This is a genomic window from Streptomyces sp. 17_S59, assembly GCF_056930295.1.
Genome location: NZ_JBXOWD010000001.1, coordinates 910,303 through 923,257, shown reverse-complemented (window position 1 = coordinate 923,257; position 12,955 = coordinate 910,303). Strand labels below are relative to the sequence as shown.

Here is a 12,955-nt window from a genome sequence, read left to right as displayed (position 1 = left end):
TCGAGAGTAATGGCCACGTCAAGGCGACAGTCCTCCGGTCCCGCGAGTGGCGCGGGAACCACGAAAGCTGGGTCTCCTCGCACCGCCGCTACGAGTTCCCCGTCGCTGTCCGCAAGGCCGACGAGGGTGCACGCGAAGCCCCCAATAGCTGACGTCTTCCGGCACTACTACCCACATATCCCACTCCGAGCCGCCGAAGGCTGGCAGAAGATCCTCTGCCCCCTCCACTCGGAGACCAACCCCAGCGCTGCCGTCAACACGAGCAAGAACAAATGGCATTGCTTCGCCTGCGCCCTCACCGAGGACTCGTGGGACGTCGTGCAGCGAGAAGAAGGACTGAGCTTTCGTGAGTCAGCTGACCTCGCGGCAGAACGATTTGGTCGAAGCAGCGAAGCGGTACGCGGAAGCGTTCCCCGGGAGCCCCGCCCAGGCGTACATCGACCACCGCGGTTTGGGGGAGGTAGCCGAACGCTTCAAACTGGGATACGTCGCTTCGGCAGTCACTGGTCATGAGCGCTACACCGGCCGCCTGGCAATCCCATACCTCCGCCCAGCCGGCGGACTCCACGCTGTGGCCACCATCCGATTCCGGTGCATCGCTGACGCGTGCACCAAGGACCCCGACGGCCAGTGGCGAGAGAAAGAAGAACACGAAGGCCACGGCAAGTATTTGGGCCTTCCCGGAGACCCGCCACGACTTTTCAACACCCTCGCACTCATCAACCCCAGCCCCCATGTGGGCTTGACCGAAGGCGAACTCGACGCCATGTCGAGCGAGCTGGCCGGAGTCCCGGCAGTCGGAGTCCCAGGCGTAAGCGCTTGGAAAGAGCACTTCACCCCAGCATTCAAGGGCTTCGATAAAACCCTCGTCCTCGGCGACGGGGACGACGCAGGCCGCAACTTCGCCGACAAGATGTCCGCGGTCCTGGAAAGCGGAATCCCATGCGCGATGCCTGACGGCCTCGATGTCAACAAGTTCGTCACCAAGCACGGAGCAGCAGCATTTCGAGAGAGAGTCGGCGTTTGACGTTCAAGGTAGGCGACTGGGTTCGAGTCCTGCCCCCCGAAGCCACCCATCCGCCCAACCCGATAGCCGAATTGAGCAAGAACCGAATCGGGCAGGTCATCGCGACCCACACCCCCGAAAGCCAGCCCTACCCGTACGACGTCCAGCTCGAAGACGCAGGCGCGCAGCTCTGCTTCGCCGAAGGCGAGCTGGAGCTGATCGACCGCACCCCAGCCAGCACAGCACCGCCCCCGCACCAGACCGAGTACCCCAACAGCGCGTCGGCCACCGAACTCCCCCCAGACGAACGCCTGCTGCACCGGATATCCGGATCGCCCCACGCCGTCGACTCCACGAAGGACCAGGCCCCCATGCAGGCAGCCACCAGCCCGACCCCCACGGCTGTGTCGACCGACGACGTCAACCACCCCGGCCACTACACCTCGCACCCCTCGGGCATCGAGTGCATCGACGTGACACAGCACCTGGACTTCCTGCTGGGCAACGTCTTCAAGTACCTCTGGCGCAACGGCCTCAAGCCCGACACCCCCAGCCTCCAGGACCTCAAGAAGGCCCGCTGGTACCTGGACCGAAAGATCGACCTGGAGGAGCGCCGTGGATAAGACCGTCGTCGTGGTGCCGGACATACAGGCGCCCAAACACGACCAGGAAGCCCTCGACGCCATCATCGCCTTCATCGGGGACATCCAGCCCGACGAGGTCATCCAGATCGGCGACGCCAACGACTTCGAAGCCCCCGGCCGCTGGTCCACCGGCACCCGGGCCGAATACGAAGGCAACGTCGAGAAGGAAGCCGACGACCTCCGGCGCTCCTTCATCGTCCCCGTCCGCGAGGTCTTCGACGGCCCCTTCGGTTTCCACGAGGGCAACCACGACCTCCGGCCCCGAAAGTACCTGGAGAGCCGCGCCCCCGGGCTCGGACCCTCCGACCACTTCCGGATGGAGAACCTGCTCCGCTTCGCCGACCACGGCGTGACGCGCCTCCCCGACTTCTACGAAGTCGGCCCCGGCGTCATCACCACGCACGGACACCTCGGACGCATCGGCCTCCGCCAGGACGCCGGCGCCACCGCCCTCGGTGCCGCGAAGCGGTGGGGCAAGTCGGTCGTGATGGGCCACACCCACCGCGCCGCGGCCATCCCCTGGACCACCGGCATCGGAACCCCTCAGACCGTGTGGGGCGTGGAAGTCGGCACCGTCATGCGCGAAGACTGCGCCGACTACCTGAAGGGCGCTCCGGGCAACTGGCAGCGGGCCTTCGCGGTGCTGCACTTCTCCGGTGACCACTTCAAGCCCGAGGTGGTCTACCTGGACGCCGGCAACGAGTTCACCTACGGCGGCTACCGCTACCTGCCGGAGGTCGCGGATGCAGCCTGACGGAGAACTCGACTGGGGCTACCTGGCGGACCTGGCGGGGCAGATAGCCCACCGGATCGCCGAGAAGTGGTGCGTCGTCGAAGCCGACGACGTCAAGCAGGAAATCCTCGCCCACGCCCTCGACGAACGCAGACACATCGAAGCGGCCTACGGCGACGAAGCCCTCCTCCGCAAGATCTTCTGGACAGCAGGAGTGAGATATGCGGCGAAGGAACGCGCCCACTACGACCTGATGGACGACACCTACTTCTACACCCCGGACGAGGCCCGCGCCGCGCTCCGCAGCTTCCTGTACACCGACGAGGAACTGGGAGCGCTGCTGGGCAAGCGGGACGACCTCCTCCGGTGCACGGTCTCCGACAACCTCGTCAGCGCCCGCATCGATGCCGCAGCCGGCCTCAAGAAGCTCACCCTCCGATACCAGGACCTCGCCATGCGGGTCTACGTCTACGGACTGCCGCCCAAGGACGAAGCCGAACGCAAGGCCGCCAACCGGGCCGTCGACGCCCTCACCCAGGCCATGAACCGCCACATCCGCACACGAAAGCAGGACATCGCATGACCGACCCGTTCGCCGACGTCAGCCCCTGGGACAAGCCCGCGGAGTCCGCCCCCGAGACCCCGGTCGTCAACACCACCATGGCCCCACGAGTACCGGGAGCCACGCACATGAACCCCTTCAAGATCGGCCTCACCTTCAAGGCCAGCGCCAGCTTCGACGGAGAGTGGATCACGCCCACGATCTACGGCAGCACCGCCGACGAGACAGCCCGGCGCGCGGTCGAGCTGATGCACGCGCTCCGGCAGCACGGCGTCATCGATCTGGCGACCAACGCGGCCGAGTACACCCGACAGCAGTTCAAGGGCTCGACCACGAAGCCCGGCGCAGCAGCCCCGAAGCGGTTCGCGGGCGGCAAGGTGCAGACCACGACCGACACGGAGCACCAGGGCGAGACCGACTGTCCGCACGGGCGCACCCACGTGGCCAAGGGCACCTGGGAAGCGTACTTCTGCAACGCGGACGAGCGCGCTGGCGAGAAGAAGTGCCCGGCTGCCTTCCTCAACAAGAAGAGCGGTCGCTTCGAGATCAAGGGTTAATTTTTTTACCCCAAACTTGACCGGTAACTCGGAGGGGGTGGCCTCGCCCACCCCCTCCCGCCCCGCAGGGCCGAGCAAGAACCGAAGGAAGGCCAAGCCTTGCGGCTCATCGAGCACAAGATCAAAAACGAACCCGTCCGCATACACATAGCGGAGACCCAAGACGACCTTCCGGCCTTCCATGAGTTCATCGAAGCCCACCACGAACTCCTCGCCTGGGACACCGAGACCACCGGCCTCGACTGGTGGAACGCCAATGGCCGCGGTTTCGACCTCCGACTTGCCCAGTTCGGCACCACGCACGAGGCGTACGTCCTGCCCGTCGAGAAGGACACCTGCTTCGCCGACGCAGCCCGATGGGCACTTCGCGCAGCCGACCGCCTCATCGCCCACAACGGAAGCTACGACCTCCACGTGGCCGAACAGTGCCTCGCCATCCCCATGGAAGAGTTGGCCCCCCGAAGCTGGGACACCAAGCTGATCGCCCACCTGGTCGATCCGCGACCCGTCGCGGACGGCGGCCCCGGCCACAAGCTCGAAGAACTGACCAGGCACTACATCTGCCCGACCGTGGCCGACGAGGTCAAGGCGTCGATGACTGCCATCGCCCGCGAGCTGAAGGTCAAGAAGGACGAGGTCTGGCGGACAGTCCCACTTGACCACCACGGCTACAACCTCTACGCAGGCGCGGACCCCCTGCTCGCGGCCCGGCTTTTCAAGATCCTCATGCCGAAGGTGCCGGAGCGGTCCCGGCGCAGGGGGCTGATCTCGTGGGAGCACCGCACGGCGCATGTCGCCGCGAAGTACGAACGCAACGGCCTACCGGTCAACGTCGCCTACGCCGAAAACCGGGCTGCCGAGCTGACCGAGACCCAGCGTCAATGCGAGGCAGCGGCGCGAGGCTTCGGGGTCGAGAACGTGAACTCCACCAGGCAGCTCGTGGAGGCGTTCACTGCCCTCGGAGTGAAGCTGACCAAGAAGACCGCCAAGGGCAACGTGGCCATGGACGACGCCGTCCTCACCGCCATCGATCACCCTCTGGCCGACGCGGTCAAGGAGGCCAAGAAAGCCGCGAAGTGGCGGGCGACCTGGTTCGACCGAGCGTTGGCCGGCATCGGCCCCGACGGCAAGGTGCGCGCCAGCGTCAACACCGTCGGAGCCAGAACCGCCCGCATGTCGGTCTCCGGCAGCATTCCCGCCCAGACCTTCCCCAAGGGGTCAGGGTACGTGCGGGGAGCCTTCGAGGCGGAAGAGGGCTACGTGATCGTTTCGACGGATTACAGCAACATGGAGTTGAGGTTCCTCGCCGCCGACAGCGGTGACGAGACCATGCTCAAGGCGTTCCACGACGATCTCGACTTGCACCAGATGACCGCTGACGCGTCCGGGGTCTCTCGTAGTGTCGGCAAGACGGTCAACTTCGCCTATATCTACGGATCCGGCCCCAGGAACATCGCTGAGACCTGCGGAATCACCATCGCTCAAGCCAAGGAAGTCATCCGGGGCTTCGAGGAGACCTACCCCGCGGTAAAGCGGTTCTCCGAGCAACTGCAACGCCACGCCCGCCGCCACGGCTACATCTGGACAGCAACCGGCCGACGGCTTCCAGTCGACCGCACGAGGCCGTACTCGGCCCTCAACTACCGCATCCAGTCGAGCTGTCGGGACATCACGGCGCGAGCCATGATCGAACTCGACCGGCACGGCTACTCAAAGTGGGTCAAGCTCCCCATCCACGACGAAATCCTCTTCGCCTTCCCCGAAGACCGAGCCGACGAACTGGCCCACGAGACCGCTCGGCTCATGGAGTTCACCTACCGAGGACTCCGCATCCCCGCAGAACCCGAGATCGCCGGAAGGTCCTGGGGCGACCTCTACAACGGCGACACCAAGCACTAAGGAACCACGTGTACGCGACCTACCTGGGCGACGACCTTGTCCAGATCACCCTCGAATCCGACGACCTCGAAGCCGTCATTGCCGCCGTCAAGGCCGGCCTGTGCCACGAGCCCTGCGGCCCCATCCACCGCACCGTGCTCGCAGAGTTCCTGGACACGGTCGAGCCCGTACGTCCCGGAAGCGAGGGCTGACCATGGCCGAGCAGGACCCTTTCCAGCAAATCGTCGACGGCCTCACCTACGACCTCCAGCGCGACCACCTCGAACAGCGCGGCGCGCTCGCCGTCATGACGGCACGCCTGACCGGCGTCGTCTACCAGGAGGCCATCGGCCACGGAGTGCCGCACGACCTCGCGCAGGAGATGGCCAGTGACTTCTGGGCAGTCGAGATGACCCTGGCTCCCGACGGGCTCGGCGTCGCCGACGAAGGCACCGCCCCTCTCGAATGAATTAATCCGCCGCCCCGTACGTGAAAGGGCCCCCTCCGATGGAGGGGGCCCGTCACAGCCCAAGGAAGCACCACATGGACCGTGACATGCTCGTCCGCACACAGGAAGACTGCCTGGACGACTTCTGGCAGACCATCGCCGAACTGACGATCAAGTACGCAGACCAGCTCGGCGACGACTAAGCAGCCACCTCAAGATCCTTCGCCGCCAGCCCCGGCTTCAGCGGAGGCGCCACCCACAGTGGCCAGACGTTGCACTTCGTCTCAGGGTTACGACCCCGGTTGACCCGGACCTCACGGATCAGAGCCCGCAGGATCAACCGCTGGTCACCCGGCTCGGCCACTTCGTACACCTCCATCGCCGAGGCAACCGCAGCAGCCTCCGGCATGGCGATGATCTTCGGCCTCTCCTTGAACTTCTTCTCCAGCTCAGCGCTCTCCTCGCGGAGAGCGCTTTTCTGCGTCTCGTACTCCGCACGCTTCCGCCGAGCGGACTCCTTGCTGATCAGCTCCTCCAGTACGGCGTCAGTGAGCCTGTCCTCCTTCTGACGGATCGCAGCGAGCTCAACCTTGATCTCGTCCAGCCGCTTCAGCTCCACCACGACCTCGGTACTCCCCTTGGCCTGTACCTCCGCTGTCCGCACGGGCAGGCTTTCAGCCCCTGCCTGGTCGCCAGCGATCACCCGGTCAAGGAACGCCAAGACCGTCTGCTGCGCGGTCTCGAGGGTTACGTACACCCCTCCGCCAGGGCAGTCCTTGAACTTCATGTGCCTCGTGCACCGAAACAGCACATCGCTGGGGTGCGGCTTCCCGTCCACCCACGGCTTCTGCACCTTCTTCGCGCGCAGCATCGAGTGCATCGAGAACCCGCACCCCGAGCACGTGAGCAGCCCGGACACCTCGTACTTAGCCGCGTGGCTGTGGCCCTTGTCGTCGCTGCTCTTGCCCTTGAGGCGCCGCTCGACATACGCGTCCCAGATCCGCTCGCACTCGACCTCGTCCTCGAAGACGGCCTGGTGCTTGCCCCGGTAGTACAGGTACGCGGTGATGTCCCGGTGCGCGCTCTTCCGCTTGATCCTGGTGGTCCCGTCTTCCCGGGTGATGACCGTGTACAGCTCCTCTGGCAGCGTGTACCGGACGAAGCCGAGCCCAAAGCCGCTGTCCAAGATCGAATAGAGGTCCCCGGCGTCGATCTCGCGGCCCGTCCAGTTGACGATCTTCTTCCTCCGGAGCCACAGGACCATGCTCCGAACGGAGACGCCGGCCACATAGTCCAAGTAGAGCTTGGCCAGGATCGGACCCGTCAGAGGATCGATCTTGAGAATGCCCTCCTTGCACTTCGGGCACTTGTCCATCGGCTTGCCCGCCTCGGGCGGAGGGCAGCTGTCGCAGCGGTAATACCCGAACTTTCCGCGCGTCGCCGCGCCGTGCGGAAGGCCCCGGTTCTTCCGGCGCTCGATGGTCGCCTTCCACATGTCCGACTTCTGGTTGGATTCCAGTTCGGCGATGTTGAGCATCTGGGCGATGGCGAAGCGGCCAATGGTCGTCTTGCCGTCGAAGTCCTCGTGGGCGGCCCGCACCTCGATGCCATAGGCAAGGAGGTCGTCCAGGTGCTGAAGGGACTCCTTGAGATTCCGGCCGAATCGGCTCCAGATCCACAGGATCAGCACGTCGAACTCTTTGTTCCGGGCCATCTCCTTGATGCGCCCGATTTCTCGATCTTCGAAGCCGCGGCCGGATTCACCGAGGTCCATGATCGGGTCCATGGCGAGCTCGATGTCGTTTGCGTCCGCAAGCTTGCGTCCGCTGTCGACCTGGAGCTCGGGGCTGATCATGTCGGGCCTCGCGGTGGAGACGCGGACGTAGATGACGCCGCGCTTCTTACGCTTGAACGTCTCCGGGATGCCCTCGTCCTGCGTGGGGCGCAGGCGTATGGGGGTCGGGGCAGGGGCCATGATGTGCACATCCTCGAACGTAGGTGCTGTATGCACCCGTCACGTCGGGACGAAAGTCCTCTGCGGCAGTGCCAGAAGTCAGTGATGTACTCCCGGAGCGACGAAACTCGCGCCGAACATGGCGACCACGTGCTGTGCGCCCAGCCCCGCGGTCCGCGGCCAGGTGAGCCGTTCGTCCGGTCTGACGACGGCCCCGGGGGCGGGAGTGCGCCCGTCACCGTGCAAGGTCCAGCGCACGCCGAGGCCCATGGCTGCTCCTGAATGTTCTCGTTGTGATGATCCGGACAATGCTAAGCGGCCCCGGCCCGTGCTCTGCCGGTCCCGAGCAGGTACCCCGCCGGGCCGGGCGGGTGCCCGTCACTGCCAGGAGACCGGCCCCTCCGCCTCCCCGCATTGCTGCGATCGGCCCAATAAACAGCTCGTAGGGCTGTATGGCTACGGATCTCAGCTGTTTATCAGCTCATGCGAGGTATGCGTTTGGTGTCCGATTTCCTGCAATTCAGGAGACACACATGGGTAAGCTCGTCGGCCGCACCGCGGCCGCCGCGATCATCGCCGGCGTGACGATTGTGCCGCTCGCCGGGGTGGCTCAGGCCGCGCCGCAGGTCGCGTCCGTGAACCAGGCGTGGAGTGGGGACGACGACCATGGCCGCGGCGGCAAGGGCCGCGACCACGACAAGGGCGACAAGGGCGAGAAGGGCCGTGACCGGGACCGCGACTGCGACCGGGGCCGTGACCGCGACCGAGGCCGCGACCACGACCGAGGCCGCGACTGCGACCGGTGGCGCCACGAGAGCTGGACCTGGAGCCGCAGCGGTTGGAACAACAACTGGGGCAACAACTGGGGCAACAACTGGGGCGGCTGGAACTGGGGTGGCATCTCCATCGGAAAGCATCACCGCCACCACAACTTCTGGGGCCACGGCGGTGACTGCGACCGCTGGGGCGGTGGCAGCTGGGGCAAGTGGGGCCGCGGCGGCGACTGTGACCGCTGGGGCGGAGGCGGTGGCGGTTGGTGGGGCGGCGGCCACGGCCGGGGCCACGACCGGGACGAGGACTGCGACCGCGGCCACGGCCGGGGCCACGACCGGGACGACGACTGCGACCGCGGTCGCGGACGTGACCACGACCGAGGCCACGACCGGGACCGCGACTGCGACCACCACCGGCACGGCGGCGGCCACAACTGGAACAACTGGGGCGGCCTGCTGAACATCGTCCTCTGACGTTCCGCGCGCTGCGATTCCCCTCCACCGCGGGCCGTGACCCAACCCTTCGGGGCCGGGTACACGGCCCGCGGCGGCGCGTCCGGCCCGCTCAGCGCCGGGCCGGGGCGGAGGCGGCGCGGGCCGCACCCGCCTCCCGGGCCGAGGTCCCCAGCGCGCCCGCCCCCGCCACCAGGCCCGCCGCCACCACCGTCACCAGCCCGAACGAGACGGTCAGGGAAGTGGCATGCGCCAGCTGCCCGATCACGGCCGGCGCCACCAGCCACGAGGTGTACATGATCGTCGCCACACCGGCGATCGCCTGGCTGGGCTCCCGACCGCTGCGCCCCGCCGCCGCGAACGCGAGCGGCACGACGACGGCGATCCCCAGCCCCAGCAGCCCGAACCCCGCGATGACCGGCACGGGCGCGCCCGCCGTGACCACCAGCACACCGCCCGCCGTCGCCAGCATGCCCCCGGCCCGTACCGTCCGTACGGGCCCGAAGCGCCGGACGACGAGGTCGCCGGCCAGCCGGGCGGCGGCCATCGTGCAGGACAGGGCCGTGGTGCACACCGCGGCCACACCCGGGTCGGCGCCGACGACGTCCCGGAGGTAGACCGCCGACCAGTCCAGGCCCGCGCCCTCGGCGAAGACCGCGCAGAAGCCGACCGCCCCGATGACCAGGGCCGCACGCGGCGGAACGGCGAAGCGCGGCGGCGCCTCCCGCTCGCCGTCGGTGCGGACGTCCAGGACCCGGCGGCAGACGAGTGCGCCCGACAGCGCGAGCGCCGCGGCCGCCGACGCCAGGTGGACCCGGGCGTCGGCACCCGTGTGCGCGGCCACCGCACCCGCCCCCGAGCCGACGAGCCCGCCCACGCTCCACATCCCGTGCAGCCCCGACATGAGCGGGCGGCCGAGCCGCTCCTCGGTCTGCACGCCGAGCGCGTTCATGGCGACGTCCGTCATCCCGGACAGCGATCCGTACAGGGCCATCGCCCCGCAGAGGGCCACGATCCCGGGGGAGAGCGCGGGCAGTGCGAGTGACGCGCAGAGCAGGACGAGGAGCATCCGCAGCCCGGAGCGGGAGCCGCGGCGGTGGGTGACCCTGCCCGCGAGCGGCATGGTGAGCGCCGCGCCGATCGCGGGACAGGCCAGCGCGAGGCCGAGGCCGCCGGGGCCGGTGCCCGTGTGCTCCTGGATCCAGGGGATCCGGGTGGCGAGGCTGCCGCTTACCGCGCCGTGCACGGCGAAGACCGCCGCGATCGCGATCCGTGCCCGGCGCACCGGGGAGTCCGCCCTGCTGCCCATGCCGCTCCTCCCCGGTGTGCCGTCGCCATCCGGTCGGGAAAACCGTCGGCGGTCAGTCCATCAGCAGGCGCCCAGGTCCTGCCAGACCCCCCAGTCGCCGGTGGTGCCGGGCTCCTCGCCCTGGGTCCACCACTTGGCCTTCCAGGAGTGCGCCTTCCAGGAGACGGTGGCGCCGCCGTTGTACACCGCCGCCTTGTCCCAGGACGGCGCGGTGCAGGTGCCGCCAGTGGGAGTGCTTGTGGGAGTGCTCGTGGGCGTGCCCGTCGGGGTTCCGGTCGGAGTCGTGGTCGGCGTGGGCGTGGAGCCGCCGGGGTCGACCACGGTGGTGCCCCGGGCGAGGTCGCCCGCGAGGGCGTAGGTCCTGCTGCCGAAGCTCACGGTCCAGTTGGAGGGCGTGGCGGTCGGCAGGTAGTAGACGTAGTCGAGATCCGCCGAGGCCCCCGGTGCTAGCGGTTGGCTGCTCGGCAGCTTCACCGACACCCGGTTGTAGTCGCCCTTGAGACCGCCGATGTTGTTCGGCGCGGTGTGGTCGCTGCGGATGACCCGCAGCCCCCAGCCCGACTGGTCCTTGGCGTTTCCGGGCGCGGAATTGCCGTAGTCGAACTGGAATTCCGCGCCGCCCGGGATGGTGGTGCGGGTCCGGTTGGTGATGCGGAGCCTGGGGTTGATCGGGTAGTTGGAATCGCCGAGCGGGAAGTTCGTGAGGCTCACGTCGAGGTCGAGGGCCTCGCTCGGCAGGTCGGTGGTCGCGCGCCGGGCGCCGTAGGCGGGGGCGGACTTGAAGGCGTCGTACATCGTGCCGGTCAGGGTGGAGCCGGGCCCGTACTGGCCCTTGGCCGCGTTCCAGGCGTAGTCGCCCGCCAGTTCCCAGACCATGGTGCCCCCGAGGCCCTTGTCGACGACGTACTGGGCCTTCGCCTGCACCGACTGCTCGTCCTCGGTGGAGAGGAAGACCTTCTTGTCGGCGTTCCAGAGCCAGGGGGCGGTCAGCGTGGCGTCGTAATTGCGGACGTACGAGCCGGTGGGCCTGGTGCCCGCGGGGAATCCGTACGCGCCCAGGTAGTCGCCGGCGATTCCCTTCTCCAGGTTCTTCGCGTGCCACATCGGATTCGAGCCGGCCGGCGACTCCTTGCCGTTGTCGTCGTTGTCGTGCCAGAGATTGTCGATGCCGACCGCGCCGTCACCGCAGGTGGTCAGGCCCGAACCGGCCGGACAGGAAGTGGTCTTGGCCGTGCCCCACAGGCCGTTGTCGCCGCCGGTGACGTTCTTCCAGCCGCGCGTGTAGTACGGCAGGCCGAGGTTGATGCGTCCGGCGGGAAGCGCGCCGCGGAAGTAGTGGTAGGCCCAGTCGCCGTTGAGGTAGCCGATGCCGCCGTACTGGGGGGTGGTGTAGACGCCCCACTTGGCGAGTTCGGCGTCCTTTCCGTCGTCGTACAGTGCGGCGTTGGGGCCGACGAATTCGTTCCAGGCGCCGTGGAGGTCGTAGGACATGACGTTGACGTAATCCAGGTACTTGGTGCTCTGGTACGTCTCCATGCCGCGCAGCAGATAGCCGGAGGAGGGGGCCGCGACGGAGAGCAGGTAGTGCCTGCCGTCGGCGGCGCCGGCCCGGTCGAGCTTTTCGCGGAGCGTCTTCAGCAGCGCCGCGTAGCCCTGGTTGAGGCCGCCCCGCCGGGCGTTGGCGAGCGTCCAGTCCTTGGGGTTCCCGGCGTCCTTCATCGAGGTCGGGTACTCGTAGTCGATGTCGACGCCGTTGAACCCGTATTTCTTGACGAACGCGACGGCGGAATCGGCGAAGGTGTCGATTCCGGGCTGATTGACCGAGCCGTCGGCGTTGGTCGCCATGGTGTAGAAGCCGCCGGAGTCGACGCGCTTGCCGTTCTCGTCGATGTAGCCGCCGGTCTCGGCCCAGCCGCCGACGGAGATGAGGGTCTTGACGTCCGGGTGCTGCTTCTTGAACTTCGTGAGCAGGTTGAAGTGGCCCTGATAGGGCAGCGCCGGGTCCATTTCGTCGCCCGGGACGCCGGGCCAGGTCATTCCGGTCGCGGGATTGCCCGGGCCGTCCGCACCGACGGAGATCTTGTTGTCGGGACCGACGTGCGCGAAGGCGTAGTTGAGGTGGGTGACCTTGTCCCAGGGGATGTCGGAGGCCAGATAGGCGGGCGTGCCGTCCTTTCCGGTGCGCCAGCCGGTGAAGTAGCCGATGACGCGGCGCTGGTGGTCGGCGCCCATCTTCTCCCGGCCGGCCGAGTCGTAGACGGAACAGTAGGGGACGTCGACGCCGGGGGTGGTGTAGAGGCCGTCGGGGCGGCAGGCGGACTGGTCCTCGGCGTGCGAGGCGGTGGCGGAGAGGGTGCCGACGAGCAGTCCGGCGAGCGCGGTCCCGGCCGCTGCGAGGACGGTGCTCCTGCGGGTGGTGCGGGGGCCGGGGGATCTCCTGCCGGTGGGGTTCTTGCGGAACAACACGATCGGGTACCTCCAGTGGGGGGCTCGGAAGAGCAAGTGCTCAGGGGAGCGATGTGGGGGGTGCGACGTGCTGTGGCCCGTGGTGTGCGCCCACCGGCGGGCCGTACTCCGCGGAGGTGTGGCAGAGGTTAAGAGGACTAGACCAGTGCGTCAATAGGTCCGGACCAACTGA

13 protein-coding genes and 1 pseudogene are annotated in these 12,955 nt (G+C 67.7%); 10 read left to right on the top strand and 4 right to left on the bottom strand.

Translation table 11 applies throughout. The features are described from left to right. The first annotated feature begins 9 nt into the window (after nt 1–9). The 9 genes from AC1Z4A_RS03825 to AC1Z4A_RS03785 all read left to right on the top strand — a co-directional run bounded on the left by AC1Z4A_RS03825 (nt 10) and on the right by AC1Z4A_RS03785 (nt 5,849). Nucleotides 10–513, top strand: a complete 504-nt coding sequence (locus tag AC1Z4A_RS03825) for a CHC2 zinc finger domain-containing protein (protein ID WP_483676398.1) — start codon at nt 10–12, stop codon at nt 511–513. Then, nucleotides 437–1,027 (top strand): toprim domain-containing protein, encoded by a 591-nt coding sequence (locus AC1Z4A_RS03820; RefSeq protein WP_374206057.1) that lies wholly within the window; start codon nt 437–439, stop codon nt 1,025–1,027. Before AC1Z4A_RS03825 ends, AC1Z4A_RS03820 begins: the two co-directional genes overlap by 77 nt. A 71-nt stretch (nt 1,028–1,098) precedes the next feature. Further along, a complete protein-coding gene (locus tag AC1Z4A_RS03815; RefSeq protein ID WP_483676397.1) occupies nt 1,099–1,629 on the top strand; it encodes a DUF3310 domain-containing protein in 531 nt (176 codons plus the stop codon). After that, nucleotides 1,622–2,404 (top strand): hypothetical protein, encoded by a 783-nt coding sequence (locus tag AC1Z4A_RS03810; RefSeq protein WP_483676396.1) that lies wholly within the window; start codon nt 1,622–1,624, stop codon nt 2,402–2,404. Before AC1Z4A_RS03815 ends, AC1Z4A_RS03810 begins: the two co-directional genes overlap by 8 nt. After that, the gene (locus AC1Z4A_RS03805) at nt 2,394–2,966 is read left to right on the top strand and encodes a hypothetical protein (RefSeq protein ID WP_235482005.1); all 573 of its coding nucleotides are present in this window, start codon (nt 2,394–2,396) and stop codon (nt 2,964–2,966) included. The genes AC1Z4A_RS03810 and AC1Z4A_RS03805 overlap by 11 nt, the downstream gene beginning before the upstream one ends. Then, entirely contained in the window at nt 2,963–3,502 is a 540-nt protein-coding gene (locus AC1Z4A_RS03800) for a hypothetical protein (RefSeq protein WP_483676395.1), read from the top strand. The genes AC1Z4A_RS03805 and AC1Z4A_RS03800 overlap by 4 nt, the downstream gene beginning before the upstream one ends. Nucleotides 3,503–3,601: 99 nt before the next feature. Then, nucleotides 3,602–5,401: a DNA polymerase gene (locus AC1Z4A_RS03795; RefSeq protein WP_483676394.1), complete on the top strand. Its 1,800-nt coding sequence runs from the start codon at nt 3,602–3,604 to the stop codon at nt 5,399–5,401. A gap of 8 nt (nt 5,402–5,409) precedes the next feature. Next, a complete protein-coding gene (locus AC1Z4A_RS03790; protein WP_483676393.1) occupies nt 5,410–5,592 on the top strand; it encodes a hypothetical protein in 183 nt (60 codons plus the stop codon). A gap of 2 nt (nt 5,593–5,594) precedes the next feature. Beyond that, nucleotides 5,595–5,849, top strand: a complete 255-nt coding sequence (locus AC1Z4A_RS03785) for a hypothetical protein (protein WP_235482001.1) — start codon at nt 5,595–5,597, stop codon at nt 5,847–5,849. Between the two features lie 178 nt (nt 5,850–6,027). Here the strand turns inward: AC1Z4A_RS03785 and AC1Z4A_RS03780 are convergent, their stop codons facing one another. Together AC1Z4A_RS03780 and AC1Z4A_RS03775 are read right to left on the bottom strand one after the other, a co-directional pair. Beyond that, nucleotides 6,028–7,803 carry a recombinase family protein gene (locus tag AC1Z4A_RS03780; protein ID WP_483676392.1) on the bottom strand — a complete coding sequence of 592 codons (1,776 nt, stop codon included), beginning with the start codon at nt 7,801–7,803 and terminating at the stop codon, nt 6,028–6,030. Between the two features lie 93 nt (nt 7,804–7,896). Further along, nucleotides 7,897–8,052 (bottom strand): annotated as a pseudogene (locus AC1Z4A_RS03775) (nitrate reductase); the annotation flags it as partial. Nucleotides 8,053–8,315: 263 nt separating this feature from the next. Between AC1Z4A_RS03775 and AC1Z4A_RS03770 the strand changes: the two are divergent. Next, nucleotides 8,316–9,029, top strand: coding sequence for a hypothetical protein (locus AC1Z4A_RS03770; RefSeq protein WP_483676391.1), 714 nt, complete (start codon nt 8,316–8,318; stop codon nt 9,027–9,029). A 91-nt stretch (nt 9,030–9,120) separates the two neighbouring features. Here AC1Z4A_RS03770 and AC1Z4A_RS03765 read toward each other — a convergent pair whose 3' ends face one another. Both AC1Z4A_RS03765 and AC1Z4A_RS03760 read right to left on the bottom strand, forming a co-directional pair. Beyond that, the gene (locus AC1Z4A_RS03765; RefSeq protein ID WP_483676390.1) at nt 9,121–10,317 is read right to left on the bottom strand and encodes an MFS transporter; all 1,197 of its coding nucleotides are present in this window, start codon (nt 10,315–10,317) and stop codon (nt 9,121–9,123) included. A gap of 60 nt (nt 10,318–10,377) precedes the next feature. Then, on the bottom strand, nt 10,378–12,684 hold the full coding sequence (locus tag AC1Z4A_RS03760) for a chitinase C-terminal domain-containing protein (protein ID WP_483683495.1): 2,307 nt from the start codon (nt 12,682–12,684) through the stop codon (nt 10,378–10,380). Nucleotides 12,685–12,955: the final 271 nt, after the last annotated feature.